This is a genomic window from Streptomyces nigrescens (genome assembly GCF_027626975.1).
GTDB lineage: Bacteria > Actinomycetota > Actinomycetes > Streptomycetales > Streptomycetaceae > Streptomyces > Streptomyces nigrescens.
Window position 1 is genome coordinate 710643 of sequence record NZ_CP114203.1, and the last position, 16483, is coordinate 727125.

The 16483-nt window shown below is 72.4% G+C and carries 14 protein-coding genes; 3 read left to right on the forward strand and 11 right to left on the reverse strand.

Annotation, left to right across the window (positions count from 1 at the left end; all coding sequences use genetic code 11):
- Window positions 1–88: 88 nt before the first annotated feature.
- Window positions 89–1081: a LysR family transcriptional regulator gene (locus STRNI_RS03280; RefSeq protein ID WP_277410500.1), complete on the forward strand. Its 993-nt coding sequence runs from the start codon at window positions 89–91 to the stop codon at window positions 1079–1081.
- On the opposite strand, the gene STRNI_RS03285 is transcribed toward STRNI_RS03280, so the two are convergent.
- The 3 genes from STRNI_RS03285 to STRNI_RS03295 all read right to left on the reverse strand — a co-directional run bounded on the left by STRNI_RS03285 (window position 1060) and on the right by STRNI_RS03295 (window position 5988).
- Window positions 1060–2520 (reverse strand): SDR family NAD(P)-dependent oxidoreductase, encoded by a 1461-nt coding sequence (locus STRNI_RS03285; protein ID WP_277410501.1) that lies wholly within the window; start codon window positions 2518–2520, stop codon window positions 1060–1062. The two genes, STRNI_RS03280 and STRNI_RS03285, sit on opposite strands and share 22 nt — an antisense overlap.
- A 217-nt stretch (window positions 2521–2737) precedes the next feature.
- Window positions 2738–5440: an MFS transporter gene (locus STRNI_RS03290; RefSeq protein ID WP_277410502.1), complete on the reverse strand. Its 2703-nt coding sequence runs from the start codon at window positions 5438–5440 to the stop codon at window positions 2738–2740.
- Window positions 5437–5988, reverse strand: coding sequence for a MarR family winged helix-turn-helix transcriptional regulator (locus STRNI_RS03295; protein ID WP_093635420.1), 552 nt, complete (start codon window positions 5986–5988; stop codon window positions 5437–5439). Before STRNI_RS03295 ends, STRNI_RS03290 begins: the two co-directional genes overlap by 4 nt.
- A gap of 139 nt (window positions 5989–6127) precedes the next feature.
- Here STRNI_RS03295 and STRNI_RS03300 point away from each other — a divergent pair, with 139 nt between their 5' ends.
- Window positions 6128–6628, forward strand: a complete 501-nt coding sequence (locus STRNI_RS03300; RefSeq protein ID WP_266440011.1) for a PPOX class F420-dependent oxidoreductase — start codon at window positions 6128–6130, stop codon at window positions 6626–6628.
- A gap of 109 nt (window positions 6629–6737) precedes the next feature.
- Here STRNI_RS03300 and STRNI_RS03305 read toward each other — a convergent pair whose 3' ends face one another.
- Both STRNI_RS03305 and STRNI_RS03310 read right to left on the reverse strand, forming a co-directional pair.
- Window positions 6738–8114 (reverse strand): nucleotidyl transferase AbiEii/AbiGii toxin family protein, encoded by a 1377-nt coding sequence (locus STRNI_RS03305; RefSeq protein ID WP_277410503.1) that lies wholly within the window; start codon window positions 8112–8114, stop codon window positions 6738–6740.
- A complete protein-coding gene (locus STRNI_RS03310) occupies window positions 8111–8749 on the reverse strand; it encodes a hypothetical protein (RefSeq protein ID WP_277410504.1) in 639 nt (212 codons plus the stop codon). Before STRNI_RS03310 ends, STRNI_RS03305 begins: the two co-directional genes overlap by 4 nt.
- 258 nt (window positions 8750–9007) lie before the next feature.
- Between STRNI_RS03310 and STRNI_RS03315 the strand changes: the two genes are divergently transcribed.
- Window positions 9008–10003, forward strand: a complete 996-nt coding sequence (locus tag STRNI_RS03315; protein ID WP_277410505.1) for a D-cysteine desulfhydrase family protein — start codon at window positions 9008–9010, stop codon at window positions 10001–10003.
- Window positions 10004–10063: 60 nt separating this feature from the next.
- Here STRNI_RS03315 and STRNI_RS03320 read toward each other — a convergent pair whose 3' ends face one another.
- The 6 genes from STRNI_RS03320 to STRNI_RS03345 form a co-directional block, all read right to left on the reverse strand.
- The gene (locus STRNI_RS03320) at window positions 10064–10675 is read right to left on the reverse strand and encodes a TetR/AcrR family transcriptional regulator (RefSeq protein ID WP_093636395.1); all 612 of its coding nucleotides are present in this window, start codon (window positions 10673–10675) and stop codon (window positions 10064–10066) included.
- A gap of 104 nt (window positions 10676–10779) precedes the next feature.
- Complete coding sequence (locus tag STRNI_RS03325; RefSeq protein WP_277410506.1) at window positions 10780–11646, reverse strand: 3-hydroxybutyryl-CoA dehydrogenase; 867 nt, start codon at window positions 11644–11646, stop codon at window positions 10780–10782.
- A gap of 118 nt (window positions 11647–11764) precedes the next feature.
- Window positions 11765–12934, reverse strand: a complete 1170-nt coding sequence (locus STRNI_RS03330) for an acyl-CoA dehydrogenase family protein (protein WP_277410507.1) — start codon at window positions 12932–12934, stop codon at window positions 11765–11767.
- A 48-nt stretch (window positions 12935–12982) separates the two neighbouring features.
- Window positions 12983–14155: an acyl-CoA dehydrogenase family protein gene (locus tag STRNI_RS03335; protein ID WP_277410508.1), complete on the reverse strand. Its 1173-nt coding sequence runs from the start codon at window positions 14153–14155 to the stop codon at window positions 12983–12985.
- Window positions 14156–14192: 37 nt separating this feature from the next.
- Window positions 14193–16280: an acetate--CoA ligase family protein gene (locus STRNI_RS03340; protein WP_277410509.1), complete on the reverse strand. Its 2088-nt coding sequence runs from the start codon at window positions 16278–16280 to the stop codon at window positions 14193–14195.
- Window positions 16281–16282: 2 nt separating this feature from the next.
- Window positions 16283–16474, reverse strand: a complete 192-nt coding sequence (locus STRNI_RS03345; RefSeq protein ID WP_093635414.1) for a ferredoxin — start codon at window positions 16472–16474, stop codon at window positions 16283–16285.
- Between the last annotated feature and the right edge of the window lie 9 nt (window positions 16475–16483).

Below are 16483 nucleotides of genomic sequence, written 5' to 3' on the forward strand. Positions count from 1 at the left end.
CCTCTCGAACTGCCTCTGGTTCCAAGGATCTTGCTCGCGTCGTGATAAGTCCAAGAGCTGGTCGTTCTGCTCTCTAGAATGACGCGTTATGGAACTTCGGCAGCTGCAGTACTTCGTCGCTGTGGTGGAAGAGGCCAACTTCACCCGGGCCGCCGCCCGGCTGCATCTGGCGCAGCCCGGGGTGAGCGCCCAGATCCGGCAGCTGGAACGGGAGTTGGGGCAGCCGCTGCTCGACCGCTCCGGCCGCTCGGTGACCGTGACGGAGGTGGGCGGGGCCGTCCTCATCTATGCGCGGGCCGCACTCGCCGCCGTCGAGGGGATACGGCAGACCGTGGACCAGTTCAGCGGGCTGCTCCGCGGCCGGGTCAGAATCGCCCTGCTCTCGGGCGCCGGCAGTCACCGGTTCGACATGGCCTCCCTCCTGGCCGATTTCCACGACGCTCATCCGCAGGTCGAGATCTCCCTCACGGAGGACACCTCGGAGCGGATGCTCACCGCACTGCAGCGCGGCACGCTCGATATCGCCGTGATCGGCCTCATGGACGAGGAACCGCCGCCGGGTACGTCCTGCCAGATCGTGGTGGACGAGCCGCTCGTCGCCGCCGTCGCGCCGGACGACGCCCTCCTGACACCGGACGCGGAGCGGACGGGCATCCCGCTGGCCGCGCTCCGCGACCGCGCCTTGATCAGCCTGCCGCGCGGTACCGGTCTGCGCGGGGTGCTCGAACGCGCCTGCGCGGAGGCGGGGTTCCGGCCCCGGATCGCCTTCGAGGCAGCCGCCCCGCAGGTGCTGGCGCGGCTCGCGGCGCGTGGCCTCGGGGTGGCCGTCGTCCCGGCGCTGCCGGCGGACGAGGCGGCCGCCGCCGGGCTGCGGACGCTGGAGATCACCGCACCGCGGCCGCGCGGCCGGGTCGCCCTGGCCTGGCGGACGGAAGGGCCCGCCGGCCCGGCCGCCAGGGCCCTCCTGGGACGGCTGCGCGCCGCGCTCCCCGTGGTGGGAACGGGGGACGGCGCCGCGGCCGCCGGGGGCGCCCGCCAGGCGGCGGGCGCCGCGCCGGATCACCAGGCCGTGGGCGCGTAGTCCTTCAGGAAGCAGCCGAACAGATCCTCGCCGAGCTCACCGCGGACGATCGGGTCGTACACCCGGGCCGCTCCGTCGACCAGGTCGAGCGGGGCGTGGAAGCCCTCGTCGGCCAGGCGCATCTTGTCGGGGTGCGGACGCTCATCGGTGATCCAGCCGGTGTCCACGGCGGTCATGAGGATGCCGTCGGTCTCCAGCATCTCCCGCGCGCTGGTGCGGGTGAGCATGTTCAGCGCCGCCTTGGCCATATTGGTGTGCGGGTGGCCGGCGCCCTTGTAGCCACGGCTGAACTGGCCTTCCATCGCCGACACGTTCACCACGTACTTGCGGCGCGCCGGGGCCGCCGCCATCGCCGGGCGCAGCTTGCTCACCAGCAGGAAGGGCGCGGTCATATTGCACAGCTGGACCTCCAGCAGCTCGACCGGGTCGACCTCGTCGACCTTCTGGATCCAGCTGTTGGTGGCGTGCAGATCCGGTACGAGCCCACCGGCGTCGATCGCGGTCCCCGCCTCGATACGGGCGGGTGTGGCGGAGCCGGTGGTCAGGGCGAGGGCGGTGAGGTCGGCCGCGGTCAGCGCGCCGGACGTGCCCGCGGCGGAGGGGAGGGCCGCGGGGGCGCCACTGCCGAAGTGCCCGAGGACGAGGGAGGCGGGCAGTTCTCCGGCGGGCAGCGGGGCGGACTCGGCGGCGATCAGCTGTCCGTACGCCTCGGGCGACCGGCGGACGGTCTGTGCGGCGTTGTTGATCAGAATGTCGAGCGGGCCCTCGGCGCTCACCGCGTCGGCGAGAGAGATGACCTGGGCCGGGTCCCGCAGATCGATCCCGACGATCTTCAGCCGGTGCAGCCACTCCGCGCTGTCCGGCATCGCCTTGAAGCGACGGATGGCATCGCTCGGGAAGCGGGTGGTGATGGTGGTGTGGGCGCCGTCGCGCAGCAGGCGGAGCGCGATATACATGCCGATCTTGGCTCGGCCGCCGGTGAGCAGGGCGCGCCGGCCGGCGAGGTCCGTGCGGGCGTCGCGGCGGGCCCGGTTCTCCTTGGCGCACACCGGGCAGAGCTGGTGGTAGAAGGCGTCGACCTCGACGTAGCGGGACTTGCAGGTGTAGCAGGACCGGGGCCGCTGCAGGATTCCGGCGATCTCCGTGGTCACGGAGCTGGTGAGGGCCAGACCCTGGGTCTCGTCATCGATCCGGTCGGGCGCACCGGTCGCCGTGGCCGCGGTCACCGCCCTGTCGTTGGCGGTCTTGGCTGCCCGGCGTTCCTGCCGGCGCCGCTGCTTCACCGTGCGGTAGATGCCGGCGGTGGCGCGCCGTATGGTGATCGCGTCCGGGTGGTCGACGGGCAGCGTGTCCAGCTCCTCCAGCACGCTCAGGCAGACCGCCATCCGCTCCGAGTCGATACCCGTGCCATCGGCCCGGCCTGTTTCGGTCACCGTCATCGCCGCTGCCGCTTCCCTGGGATCGTGTGTTCTATTCAAGCTTCGGCGGAACTGTACGTAGGCGGGGGCTGCTGCGCCAAACCCGGTGGGAGCGCGCGGGCCGGTCAGCGGGGTACGGGAGCGGCCGCGGCGCGGCACCCGGCGCCACCCCGGTCATGGCCGAGGGCCCGGCGCTCCGCGCGCGCCGGGCCCTCGTCATGCCGCATCCCGCCGGCCGTCACCGCACCGGGTCGTGGCCCAGCTCGATGTCGAACTCACCGTGTCCGGCGGCCTCCAGGCGCAGCGGGGTGGCCACCGGCGGATAGCCGCTGGCGATCAAGGTGTACTCGCCGCTGTCGAGGTCGGTGAAGACATACTCACCGTCCTGACCACTGGTGGCGGTGCCGACCACGTTGCCTGCCGGGTCCAGCAGGGTCACCCGGGCGTCGTCCACCGGGCTGCCGTGCGCCGTGCGTACGGTGCCGCGGACCTGGGCTCCGGGCGTCAGCCGGACCTCGTACCAATTGCGGTTGCCGGAGGTGACCTCCACCGGGAGGGCGGACGGGCGGTGGCGCTCGGCGCTGACGGCCAAGGTGTAGCTGCCGGGGGCCAGTTCACCGAAGGCGAAGCCCCCGTCCGGGCCGGCCACGCCGGACGCCACGACCTCGCCGGTGACATCCGTGGCCACGACGAGCGCGCCGGGCACCGGGGCGTCGCCCTTCTCCGCGCGGACCTCGCCCGAGAGGCCGGCCGCGCCGCCGAGAGCCAGGTCGAACGACACCGGCTCACCGCTCACCACGACGGTCACGGCCTGCGGCTGCCGGGCCCCGGCGGAGCCGATCAGTACATAGGTGCCGGCGCCCGTCGTGGGCAGGGCGTAGCCGCCGTCGGCCTCGGTCGAGGTACGGCCGAGCTGCCGGCCGTCGACGCTGATCAGGGTGACCGCGGCCCGCGCCACCGGCCGGCCGTCGCCGTCCCGTACGGTTCCCCGGATCTCCGGCCCGGTCGTGCGGATCCCCCGGTCCGCGGGGGGCGCGGAGGCGCCGGAAAGGGCGGGGACGGGGTCGGCGCCCGGGGTACCGGCGGGGTCGGACGACCCGGACGACCCGGATGCCCCTGACGACTCGGACTGCGCCGGCGTGACCGCCGCACCGTCGGCACCGGCCGCCGCCGCACCGGCACCGCCCGCTGCCCCGTCGACAGCCTCCACCGCACCACCAGCAGACTTCGCGGACTTCGCCACGGCATCGGCCTCGGCCTCGGCGTCGGCCTGCGCACGGGCCTGCAGACCGGAGATCTGCCGCAGCGGGACCTCCTTGATGAACCACATCAGCACGAAGGCCAGCGCGACGACGATCGCGCCCATGAGGAAGACCGTGTGCATCGAGTCCGCGAAGCCGCGCTTGAACGGCTCGGCCAGCCGCGGGTCCAGGTGCTGGATGAACGACGAATCGCTGAGCACGCCCGAGGAGTCCGCGTTGCCGGGGTGCTTGAGCATGTCCAGCACGGGCTTGTTGGCGGGGTCGTGCAGCACCGCGGGATCGTGCAGCGCGGCCTGGAAGCGCTCGGTGGACACCGCGTCCTTGAACGCCGCGGAGATCTTGTCACCGACCGTGCTGAACAGCACCGACAGGAAGACCGCGGTACCGGCGGTGGCGCCCATCTGCCGGAAGAACGTGGACGAGGCGGTCGCCACGCCCATGTCCCGCGGCGGCACCGCGTTCTGCACCGCGAGCACCAGCGTCTGCATACAGCCGCCCAGGCCGAGGCCGAAGACCAGCATGTAGATCATGGTCTCCCACAGCGGGGTGTCCCACTGGACCCGGAAGTGGAAGAGCAGCATCGCCGCGATCATCAGCGCGGTCCCGATGATCGGGAAGATCTTGTAGCGGCCGGTCTTGGCGGTGATCTGGCCCGACGCGATCGAGGCGATGAACATGCCCGCCATCAGCGGCAGCATTTGCAGACCCGAGCTGGTGGGGCTGGCGCCCTTCACGATCTGGAGGTACTGCGGGATCATCAGCATCCCGCCGAACATCCCCATACCGATCAGCACGGACAGCACACTGGTCTTGCTGAAGGTGCCGTTGCGGAACAGCCGCATCGGGATCAGTGCGTCGTCGCCGATCCACCGCTCGACGAAGATCCAGGCGATGATACCGACGACACCGATCACATAGCAGGCGATCGACCGGGACGAGTCCCAGCCCCACTCCCGGCCCTGCTCCGCGACGAGCAGCAGCGGCACCACACCGACGGAGAGGGTGAGCGCTCCCCACCAGTCGATGCGGTGGTCGCGCCGGGTGTGCGGAATGTTGAGGACCTTGGCGACCACGAACAGCGCGATGATCCCGATCGGTACGTTGACCAGGAAGACCCAACGCCAGCCGGTGATGCCCAGCAGCTGGTCCTGTCCGGCGAGGGCCCCGCCGATCAGCGGCCCGGCCACACTGGACGTGGCGAAGGTGCCCAGCATGTAGCCCTGGTAACGGGCGCGTTCCCGGGGCGGGACGATGTCACCGATGATCGCCAGTGCCAGCGACATCAGACCGCCGGCGCCCAGGCCCTGCACCGCCCGGAACGCGGCGAGTCCGGTCATCGAGGTGGAGAAGGTGCACAGCACCGACCCCACGACGAAGATGGTGATCGCGGCCAGGTAGTACGGCTTGCGGCCGTACAGGTCGGACAGCTTGCCGTAGAGCGGCGTGGCGATCGTCGAGGTGATCAGATAGGCGGTGGTCGCCCAGGCCTGCTGGCTGAGGCCGTGCAGATCGTCGGAGATGGTCCGGATCGAGGTGCTGACGATGGTCTGGTCGAGCGCGGCAAGGAACATCCCCAGCATCAAACCGCTGAGGATGGTGAGGATCTGACGGTGGCTCAGGACTCCTGGTCCGGATATCTCCTCGGTTCCCGCCCCGGGCGGGGAGGTGGCGGTGCTCATGTACGTAGCTCTCCCTGCTCCACGGCGGCACCCTGGTCTCCCCCGGGACCCAGCCGTGTGTGTTGTCGTTCTGCCATGTCCTCGTTGAGCCGGCCCAGCAAGCGGATCAGGTCGGCCCGGTCCTGGGGCGACCACGGTCCGAGAAGCGCGGCCAGTTCCGCGTCGCGCTGCCTGCGGTAGTGCGCGAACGCGGCGCGCCCCGCCTCGGTCGCGGCCAGCAACGACCCGCGGCGGTCCTCCGGATCGGGGCGCCGGGTCACCAGGCCCCGCTCCACCAGCGAGCGCACCTGACGGCTGACGGTCGACAGATCGAGGAACGCATCGGCGGCCAGATCGGTCGCCCGCTGGTCCCCGCCGACCACCAGCCGTGCCAGCAGCACCCGGTCGGCAGCGCCGCCGTCGCTCTTGGCGCGCTGCTTCCAGGCCGCGATCAGCCGCGAGAAGCGGACGATCTCCGTTCCCAGCCCGGCGGCCGCCTCGTCCAGCCCTGATGAGGCGGTGACCTGCGGAGCAGCCTCGTCACAGGCATGGACCGTGCCCTTGCTCATCGTCGTGATCCTTCGCGGTGATGTTGTCGGCCCGTGGGATACCTTGCTTGTATCCAGCAAGCATAGCGGCCGAAATCAGCTGCGCCGCACCGCCCAACACCGGCTCGCGGGAGAGGGTATGGGGCGCGGGGGAGCGGACATGCCCCCGTATATGCTCCGCCACGCCCCGCGCGAGCGGTGCATGTCCACCCAGCGGCGGGAGAAGACCGGACAGGCCCCGCCCCCTCCGACCGGCCGGGAGACCCTTGTGCACCTTCCCTCTGAACTGCTCGCGCTGCTGCGCCTGCCGAGCACCTGCTATCTGGCCACCTCGATGCCCGACGGTTCCCCTCAGTTGACCCAGACCTGGGTCGACACCGACGGCACACATGTGCTGATCAACAGCGTCCGGGGCCATGTCAAAACCCGGAACATCGGGCGCGATCCCCGTGTGGCCGTCGCCGTCTCCGACCCGGACAACCCCTCGCGCTTCTTCCAGGTGCGCGGCCGGGTGATCGAGACCACGACCGAGGGCGCGGTCGAGCACGTCGAGAAGCTCGCCCAGAAGTACCTCGGTGAGCCCTACCCCTGGTACGGGGGCCGCGACGAGGAACGCGTGCTCTTCGTCATCGCGCCGGAGAGCATCAGCAGCATGGGGTAGGGCGCGTCGCTCGGAGCAGCCCGGGGGCCGCGGTGTCGCAGGGGTGCTTCGGTTCGACGGCCCTCGACGGCGGGCGCCCGCTCAGCCCGACGTGCGGTCCCGTCCCCGCTCAGCCCGACGTGCCGGTCCCGTCCCCGCCCAGCTGCCGCACCACCTCGTCCGGATCGCCGAGCAGCCACGGCCGCCGGGCGACCGTCGGATGGCCCGCGCGGAACGCCGCCACCACGGCGGCCGCATCCCGCAGAGCACATCGGTCACGACCGGACACCTCCCGTGTGACGACGACCGCGTTGCCGAACGGCGCGCCCCACTCCAGCAGCAGGTCCTGCACCGCGTCCATGCCCCGCTCGGCAAGGACGCCCGCGCATTCCGCGGTCAGCGACGCGAACCAGGCCGCCCGTTGCTGGTAGGCGGCGGTGGCGCCACTGCCGTCATCCGTCGCGAAGGTGGGCCCCAGAGCCGTCACGAGGCGCTGGACGTACTCGTGCTCCACGGACGGGCCCGGGGCCGTGAACCCGGTACGGTCCGGGTACTCCTTGCGGAGTTCGGACCAGTCGCGTTCGATCCCGCAGAGCGTCTCCGGCAGCACCGGATTCCGGTCGAAGACGCCGCCGTCCACACCCCGGAACACCTCACGCAACAGGGGAAACGGCAGCTCGGTGCTCTCCGCGAGCAGCACGGCGTCGTAGAGGTCCTTGCCCTCGGGGTGCATGTCGCTCACCAGCCAGAGCACCTTCCAGGCGAGCGACAGCGCACGGGTCGCCGCGCGGACCACCACCGGGGCCGTGCCCTGCGGTCCGCGGATCTCGGCCGGCTCCGCGGGCGCGGGCAGGTGCTCGTTGAAGACGAAGTCGAGCTGCACGCTTCCCGCCGGTACCCCGTCGGCCACGGCCGTCCACGGGATGACGAGCCGCCGGCCCGGCACCCGGTCGTACGACCAGATCTCGTCGCCGACCGCGGCCCGCGCATCCAGGCGTACCGGACCGCCGCGGTGGGACAGCTCCTCCGCCGCGGCGGCGATGCCGTCGAGCATCCGGTCAGTACGGGCGTCCGCGAGCTGCCAGGTCTCCGGCACCACGACGAAGTCGAGATCCCCCGGCTCGCGCGCCGCTTCCCCGAACCACGACGCGAGCAGCATGCTGCCGCGGAGCACCAGATGGCCGGCCCACGGGGACTGCGCGATCGCGGCCAGCACATGATGCAGCGCATGCCGCCGCGCCGCGTACCAGCGTGCGCCGGCCGACGCGTCCGCGAAGCTCGGCTCGCCCAGGCGCATCCCGAAGACATGGTGGGCCGCCGCGGGGTCGAACACCGGGCGCTGCACCACACCGTCGTCCGGTACGGGAAGCAGCGTGGCCGGCAGATCCATCCGCGCCCGTGTCGCCTCGTCCGGCCGGGCCCGGGGCACGACCGCCGTGTCCGCCCACGGTCCGAACCGGAACTCCCGCCACTGCGCCGCCGCACCCGTCTCGTCGGTCCCCGTCATGAGCCGTTCCTCTCCCCCGCCACTGCGCACTCCTCGTCCAGCCAGCCCGCGTCCAGCGCCAGATTCCCGTCGTGGACCACGAACTCCCGCTCGACGGAGGCTATCCGGTGTCCCGCGGCACGCAGCTGCCCCGACAGGGCGTCCAGCCGCTGCCCCGCGGTCGCCAGGCCCACCCTCCGGCACCGCTGGGTCACAAAGCGCTCCACCCGGCCGTCGGACCGTGCCCGCCGTGCGTTGCGCGAGAGGTGCGCGCCGTGCGCGACGGCGAGGGCGAGCAGGGAGCCGACGGGAGCGGAGGGCGCCAGTACCAGCTTGAGGTGATGCTCGAAGTAGTAGTCGGGGCCGAGGCCCGCGGCCTCCTCGTCCGTACCGGGTACGCCGTCGCTCCACGGTGTGGCCTCGATCTTCGTCCGCACCACGTCGAACCCTGCGGCCCGCAGCCCGGCCGCCTTCGCGACGGCCTCGGCCCGGACCTCCTCGTACGTCCCGGCCCCGTGCAGCGTCAGCATCGGCTGTGAGGGCACCTCCCCCTGTTCCAGGAGGATGTGGACGCACTTCAGGTGATGTGCCGCCGCATAGGCGGCCAGTTGCCCGGCCGCCTCGTGGTGCCCGTCGTCCCGGACGGTGAGATGCACCTCGAACTCCCCCACGAAAGCAGGCCTGCCGGCCGCTTCCGCCCCGCATCCGGGCACTGCCGCCCCGCCACTCGTTCGCATCCCGAGATGATCACACAGCATCCGGCGGCGGTGCCGTGGTGCCGTCCGCCGGGCCGCTTCAGGTGACGGCGGAGGTACGGGAGGGAGCAGACGGCGGCTGAGCGGGGCCCGCCGCCGGGTACGGCATGGCACGCTTGCCGGCGGACCGGCACCGCAGGCAGACGGAAGGACATGACGATGAGTGCGGACAGCGGCACCCCCCGGCGGGCAGCGCTCGCGACCTGGCCGACCCCGCTGGAGCCGGCGCCGCGGCTGGCCCGCGCGCTGGGGCTCGGCGCGGAGGACCTCTGGGTCAAGCGCGAGGACCTCACCGGTCTCGGTGGCGGCGGGAACAAGGTCCGGAAACTGGAGTGGATCTGCGGTGCGGCGCTCGCCGAGGGCGCCACGACCCTGGTGACGACCGGCGCCGCGCAGAGCAACCACGCCCGGCTGACCGCGGCCGCCGGCGCGCGGCTCGGGCTCGATGTGGTCCTGGTGCTGGCCGGTGCGGCCGGCTCCTCGACCTCCGGGAACCTCGTCCTCGACGGCCTCTTCGGGGCCACCGTCGTCTGGGCCGGGGAGGTAGGGGGCACACAACTCGCGGCCGCGGCGGAGGAGGTGGCCCAGCGGCTCCGCGAGCGGGGGGCCGTCCCGGCGCTGGTTCCGCTGGGTGGTTCCAGCCCGCTGGGCGCGTACGGCTATGCCGAGTGCGGGCGCGAACTCCTCGGCCAGGCCCCTGACCTGGACACCGTCGTCGTCGCCCTGGGATCCGGTGGCACGATGGCCGGCCTGGTGGACACCCTCGGCCCCGGGAAGGTGCTGGGCGTCGACTGCGGCGCGGTGCCCGACCCGGCGGACACGGTCACCGGCCTGGTCACCGCGCTGTCCGGCACCGTCCACGCACCGGAGACCCTGCGTCTGCGGCGGGAGCAAGTCGGCGCCGGTTACAGCACATTGACCGAGGAGTCGATGGACGCCCTGACGCTGGCGGGCCGTACGGAAGGCATCGCGCTCGACCCGGTCTACACCGGGCGTGCGCTGGCCGGACTGCGGGCGGCGGTGCGGGACGGGAGCGTGGCTCCTGGGCAACGCACCGTCCTGCTGCACTCCGGCGGGCTGCCCGGTCTGTTCGGCCACAGCGACGCCGTCGCCCGGTGCCAGGAAGCGCTCACGGTCCTTCCGGTCCACGAGTGAGCACGGCGGGGCGGACGGCCCCGCCGGCCTGCCCGCGGAGGAAGTCAGATCTCTTCGGGGTCAGATCTCGGGGAAGGCCTCGGGAACGCCGAGTGTTCCCGCGACGGCCCGCCAGATGGCCGCTTGAGCGGCGGGGAGGTCGACCCGTGGGTCGCCCAGCATCAGCCGGATCCCGAATCCGTCGCTCAGTGCGAGCAGCAGCGTGCTGGTCTCCGCCACATCGCAGTCGGTGAACTCGCCCGACTCGATGCCCCGCCGGATGGCCTGGCTGATCCAGGTGTGCAGCTGGTCGTACAGGTCGACGGCGAGATGCTGGGCGGTCTCGTCGCGCAGGGCCCGCACCCACAGTTCCTGCCACAGCCGCCAGTCCTGCCGCAGCTCGGGGTCCGTGGGCAGCATGTTGTGCAGGATGCGGGCCAGGACCACGGAGGCGGGCACCGTGTCGGCGTCCCGTTCGAGTTCCGTACCGGTCTGTGCGAAGGAGTGGGTCATCGCCTCGGCGAAGAGCCGCTCACGGTTCTCGAAGTGGTAGTGGAGCAGGGCGGTGGACACACCGGCGTGCTCCGCGACCATCCGCATACGGATCTTCTCGAAGCCGACCTCGGCAATCACTTCGCACGCGGCGGACAGGATCCGTTCCCGCGTTTCGAGAGTGCGTTCAGCCTTGGCCACGTGAGTGCTCCCCGGGTCGGTGTCGGTGTGCTCGGCGGGCTCGGCGGGCCCGTCCCGTCCATCTTCCCGCATCACCGCCGTCGGCCGTCCGCCGCCGGGCGGGCTCATCGGTAGCGGTGGAAGCCCTGGCCCGATTTGCGGCCGAGGAGGCCCGCCTCCACCATCCGGGCCAGCAGCGGCGGGGGCGCGTAGCGCGGTTCACGGAACTCCTCGTACAGCGACTCGGCGATCGCCCGGGTCGTGTCGAGGCCGATGAGATCGGCCAGCGCGAGCGGCCCCAGCGGGTGGGCGCAGCCCAGCCGCATCCCCCGGTCGACATCGCCCGCCGAGGCCGCGCCGGACTCGACCATCCGCACCGCGTCCAGCAGATAGGGGACGAGCAGGGCATTGACGATGAACCCGGCACGGTCCGCGGCGTGCACGACCTCCTTGCCCAGTACGTCGGCCGCGAAGGTGTGCGTCCTGCGGGTGGTGTCGTCGCCGGTCAGCAGGGAGGGCACCAGCTCGACGAGCGGCAGCACCGGAACGGGGTTGAAGAAGTGCAGGCCGATGACCTGCTGGGGGCGTGCGGTGGCGGCGGCGAGGCGGATGACGGGGAGGGAGGAGGTGTTGGTCGCCAGGATCGCGTCCGGCCGCCGGACCACCTCGTCGAGCCGGGTGAAGACGGCCAGCTTCGCGGCCTCGTCCTCGGCGACGGCTTCGACGACCAGATCGCGGTCGGCCAGCGCGGCCAGGTCGGTGGTGACCGTGATCCTGGCGAGCGCGGAGTCCCGGTCCCGGACGGAGAGCCTGCCGGCCGCCGTGGCACGTTCCAGGGAGCCGGTGATCCGGCGCAGCCCCGCGGCCGCGGCGGCCGGGCCGGTCTCGACGACGCACACCTCCCGGCCCGCGCGGGCACACACCTCGGCGATGCCGGAGCCCATCAGGCCGCAGCCCACGACCCCGATGCTGTCGACTGCTCTCTCGGACATCGCTCCTCCTCGGCCGGTGTTCCGGGACGTCTCGCGGGTCCCGCCCGGCGGGTCGGTGGTGCCGGGCGGGGTACGGCGGGTCACCGGGCCGGGCGCCCCCGGCCCGGTGACCGCGGGCTCAGGGCGTGGGCATCTGCAGAACTCCCGTGCCCCGCTTGACCAGTTCGCCAGCGATGATCAGACGCTGGATCTCGGAGGTGCCCTCCCAGATCCGGTCCACCCGCAGCTCGCGGTAGAGCCGCTCGACGGGGTAGGAGCGGTCATAGCCGCGACCGCCGAAGATCTGCACACAGCGGTCGATGACCCGGCCCGCCGCCTCGCTCGCCGCGAGCTTGGCGATCGCCGCCTTGGCGTGCAGGGTCTTGCGGTCGACGGTGCCCTCGTCCACCTCCCAGGCGACCTGGTGGGCATAGGCCCGGTTGACCGCGATATCGACCGCGCAGTCCGCCAGCATCCCCTGCACCAGCTGGAAGTCGGCGATCGGCGACCCGAACTGCCGGCGCTCCACCGCCCAGTCCCGCGCCAGCCGGAGGGCCCGCTCGGCGGCGCCCGTCGTACGGGCCGCGATCATCAGCCGTTCCTCCGTGAACCAGGACCGGGTGATGTCGTAGCCCTTGCCGACGCCCCCGAGCACGGCGTCCTCAGGGACCTGCACCTCGGTGAAGGTGAATTCGGGGTGCTCGTAGACGAAGGTGTGCATGAAGCGCGGCACCCGCGTCATCTCGATACCGGGGGTGTCCTTGTCGACGAGGAAGAGCGTCGGCTCCCGGTCCGGGCCCGCGGCGGCGAGGACGATCATGAAGTCGGCGTGGTCGCCGACGGTCACGAACCACTTCTCGCCGTCCAGTGTCCAGCCGTCGGCGGTCCGCGTCGCGGTGGTCGCCAGGTTCTGCGGGTCGGAGCCGGCCCCGGGTTCGGTCACCGCGTAGCAGTCGCGGCGCTCGCCACGGATGACCGGTTCGAGATAGCGCTCGCGCTGTGCCGGGGTGCAGAAGCGCAGGGCGTTGGCGGGGCGCCACACGGTGTCCCACAGGGCGCCGGTGAGCTGCCCCAACTCCTCCTGGACGATGGCCTGTTCCAGGATGGTCAGCCCGGCGCCGCCCCACTCCCGGGGCATGTTGACGGCCTGCAGGCCGGAGGCGAGGACGGCGTCACGAATGGCGGCGTGGTCCTGCGCCGTCAGGCCGTTGTTCTCCTCGCAGTCGGTTTCGTAGGCGGTGAGGGTCTCGGTGAGCTCGCGCGCGGTGCGCTTGAGGTCCGCCTGGCGGGGGGTGAGACGGAAGTCCATGTCAGTCCTCGAAGTCGGTGGGGAGCCGGGCCGGGTGGTGGCCGCGGGTCAGGGCAGGGGCAGGTCGAGGGCGCGGGTGCCGCGCTTGATGAGCTCGTTGGCGATGATCAGACGCTGGATCTCGGAGGTGCCCTCCCAGATCCGGTCCACCCGCAGCTCGCGGTAGAGCCGCTCGACGGGGTACGAGCGGTCATAGCCGCGACCGCCGAAGATCTGCACACAGCGGTCGATGACCCGGCCCGCCGCCTCGCTCGCCGCGAGCTTGGCCGTCGAGGCCTTGGCGTGCAGCGCCTTGCGGTCGGTGCCCGGCTGGTCGGCCTCCCAGGCGACCTGGTGGGTGTAGGCCCGGTTGACGGCGATGTCCACCGCGCAGTCGGCCAGCATCCCCTGCACCAGCTGGAAGTCGGCGATCGGCGACCCGAACTGCCGGCGCTCCACCGACCGGTCCCGCGCCAGTCCGAGGGCCCGTTCCGCGGCGCCGGTGGTGCGGGCCGCGATCATCAGCCGTTCGTCGGTGAACCATTCCTTGGTGAGTTCGTACCCGTTGCCGACGCCGCCGAGGACGTCGTCATCGGGCACGAAGACCTCGGTGAAGGTGAACTCGGGGTGCCCGTTCACGGCGGAGTGCATGAACCGCGGCACCCGGGTCATCCGTACGCCCGGTGCCTGCTTGTCGACGAAGAAGAGGGTGGCGGCCCGCTCCGGGCCCGCGTCGGCCTGCACCAGCAGGAAGTCGGCGATGTCCCCGCAGGTCACAAACCACTTCTCGCCGTTCAGCAGCCATCCGCCCTCGGTCCGGGTGGCGGTGCTGGTGCCCGAGGCGGGGTCCGATCCGGCGCCGGGTTCGGTCACCGCGAAGGCGTCGAAACGCTCGCCCCGGATGACGGGGAGGAGGTACTTCTCCCGCTGGGCCTCGGTGCCGTACGCCAGCACGTTGGCGGGCCGCCAGGGGATGTCCCACAGGCAGTTGGTGACCTTGCCGAATTCCTCCTCGACGATGACCTGGTCGAGCAGCGACAGTCCCGGGCCGCCCCACTTCTCGGGCATGTTGATGGCGTAGACACCGGCGTCGATCGCGGCCCGGGTCAGCTCACGGACCGTGTCGGCGGGCAGCGGTCCCCCGGCCTCCTCGGCCTGCTGCTCGTACCGGAACAGCAACTCGGTGTAGGCGGCGGCACGGGCCTTCAGATCGGCCTGTCGGGGGGTGTAGCGGAAGTCCATGGCGGGTGTCCTCCGGGAGGGCGGGCGTGGGCGGGCGTCAGGCCAGTACGGCGCGGGCATCGAGGGCGAGGGCGCCGTCCGGGCGGACGAGCAGCGGATTGACCTCGATCTCGGTGATCTCGGGGTGGGCGGCGGCGAGCGTGGTGAGGCGCTCGATCACGGCCCCCGCGGCTGCCAGGTCGACCGCGGGCCGGCCGCGGACGCCCCGGAGGAGCGCGGCGGTCCGCAGCCCGGTCAGCAGCTGTTCGGCGCGGGCCGCGGGGACGGGCGCCAGGGCGAAGGCGACATCGTGCAGCGCCTCGGTGAGCACCCCGCCCAGGCCGACCATGGCGACCGGCCCGAACCGGGGGTCACGGTTCACCCCCACGATCAGCTCGACGCCGTCGGTCGGATCGGCCATCGCCTCGACCGAGTAGGAGGCGGCGCCGAGCCGGGCGTGCATCTCCCGGAAGGCGGTGACGAGCGCGGACCGGTCCGGCAGTCCGAGGGCGACACCGCCGGCGTCGGACTTGTGCAGGAGGTGGAGGGCCTTGAGGACGTAGGGGCCCTCGAACGCGTCGGCCGCGGCGAGCAGTTCGGCCTCATCGGTGATCTCACGGGCCTCGGGGAAGGGCACTCCGGCGGCGCTCAGCAGCGTGCGTACACCGTGGTAGCCGGGGTCGGACAGCGGTGCCGCGGACGGTGGCAGCGGGCGGACGCCGGGCGGGCCGGCGGCCCCGTCCACGGTCATCGCCGCCAGCGCGCGGGCCGCGTCCTCGGTGGAGGCGAAGACCGGTATGCCCGCCTCCACCAGCGTCCGGCAGCTGGGGGCGTCCGGGAACATCGACTGCACCACCAGGGGTTTGGCGGTCCGTGCCGTATGGACGGCCATCTGGTGTGCGGTTTCCAGCTCACCCGCCGCGAGCGCGCTCCCGCCGCCCGCGGTACCGCTCTCGGCGGCCGGACCGCCCAGACCGCCGGTCGCCGCCGAGTAGCCGCCGAAGTACCCGGTCAGCATGACGGAGTCGACCTCGTCCAGGGCGAGCAGAGCACCGACGGTGTCGCCGTAGGAGTGCGGTTTCCGCTCCCCCATCCCGGCCAGGTCGACGGGGTTGCCCACCGCGGACTGTTCCCACAGCAGCGTCCTGAGCCGTTGCTGTGCGGCGGGCCCGAGTTCGGGCACGGCCAGCCCGGCGGACTCGGCGGCGTCGGCGGCGATGGCTCCGTGGCCGCCGCCGTCCGTGCAGACCGCGGTGCGGTGTCCGGTGGCGCGCCGCCCCCCGTTCAGCGCGGCGAGGACGACGGTCATCTCATGGGGTGTGGCGACGAGTTCGACGCCCGCGTCGCGGCAGGCGGCGGCCACGACGTCGGAGGAGGTGGTCAGGGCGCCGGTGTGCGACTGTGCGCTGCGCGCGGAGGCGGTGCCCCGCCCGGCGGTGAGCAGGACCACCGGTTTGCCCGCCGCGGCGGCCGCCTCGGCGAAGGCCCGGCCGTCGCCGAAGTCCTCCGCGTAGACGGCGATGGCCCGGGTGGGGTCGTGCCGGGCGGCGTCCTCGATGAGGTCGACGAGGGTGACATCGGCCTGGTTGCCCAGCGAGACGAAGCGGGAGAATCCCAGACCGTGCGGGGCGCAGCGGAGGTGGAGTTCCAGCGCGAGGTTGCCGCTCTGGCTCAGCAGGGCGATACCGCCGGGCGCGAAGCGGTCCGAGGCGAGGTAGAGCTCGGTGGTGTTGTCGGCGATGCCGAGGCAGTTCGGGCCGACGAGGACGGCGCCGGCGGCGCGCACCCGTTCGGCGATCGCCTGTTGGCGGGCCAGCCCGAGGGGACCGGTCTCGGCGAACCCGGCGGTGATACCGACGATGGCGCGTGCGCCGCAGGCGAGCGCGTCGTCGACGGCGGCCTCGAAACCGGGGCCCGGTACGGAGATCACCACGAGTTCGACCGGTTCGCCGATCCCGGCGAGCGAGGTGGCCGTGGTGCGCCCGAGGACCGTACCGCCGCGGCGGTTCACGAGGTGGACGGGCCGGCGGTCGGGTGCCCGCAGGGCCTGGGCGGCGACCGCATGGCCGTACTTCGCCGGGTCGTCACTGGCACCGACCACCGCGACCGACTCCGGGTCGAACAGGGCCGACAGATCACGTCCCATGGTCACCTCTCCAGCCGGAGCGCGGAGTTGGGGCAGACCTCGGCGGCGGCCCGGGCGGCGTCCTCGGAGGCGCCCGGCGCGGGGTCGGCGACGACGGCGGCATAGCCGAAGTCGTCGAGGTCGATGAGGTCCGGTGCGGGTTCCTGGCACAGGCCGTAGCCCTGGCAGCGGGTGGCGTCGAGACGGAGTTTCACGGCGGTCGT

Excerpts from the sequence above, each read along its gene's own strand:
- STRNI_RS03295 (WP_093635420.1), bottom strand. The coding sequence starts at position 5,988 with ATGAGCAAGGGCACGGTCCATGCCTGTGACGAGGCTGCTCCGCAGGTC.
- STRNI_RS03285 (WP_277410501.1), bottom strand. The coding sequence starts at position 2,520 with ATGACGGTGACCGAAACAGGCCGGGCCGATGGCACGGGTATCGACTCG.
- STRNI_RS03325 (WP_277410506.1), bottom strand. The coding sequence starts at position 11,646 with ATGTCCGAGAGAGCAGTCGACAGCATCGGGGTCGTGGGCTGCGGCCTG.
- STRNI_RS03305 (WP_277410503.1), bottom strand. The coding sequence starts at position 8,114 with ATGACGGGGACCGACGAGACGGGTGCGGCGGCGCAGTGGCGGGAGTTC.
- STRNI_RS03290 (WP_277410502.1), bottom strand. The coding sequence starts at position 5,440 with ATGAGCACCGCCACCTCCCCGCCCGGGGCGGGAACCGAGGAGATATCC.
- STRNI_RS03280 (WP_277410500.1), top strand. The coding sequence starts at position 89 with ATGGAACTTCGGCAGCTGCAGTACTTCGTCGCTGTGGTGGAAGAGGCC.
- STRNI_RS03330 (WP_277410507.1), bottom strand. The coding sequence starts at position 12,934 with ATGGACTTCCGTCTCACCCCCCGCCAGGCGGACCTCAAGCGCACCGCG.
- STRNI_RS03335 (WP_277410508.1), bottom strand. The coding sequence starts at position 14,155 with ATGGACTTCCGCTACACCCCCCGACAGGCCGATCTGAAGGCCCGTGCC.
- STRNI_RS03315 (WP_277410505.1), top strand. The coding sequence starts at position 9,008 with ATGAGTGCGGACAGCGGCACCCCCCGGCGGGCAGCGCTCGCGACCTGG.
- STRNI_RS03300 (WP_266440011.1), top strand. The coding sequence starts at position 6,128 with ATGCCCCCGTATATGCTCCGCCACGCCCCGCGCGAGCGGTGCATGTCC.
- STRNI_RS03340 (WP_277410509.1), bottom strand. The coding sequence starts at position 16,280 with ATGGGACGTGATCTGTCGGCCCTGTTCGACCCGGAGTCGGTCGCGGTG.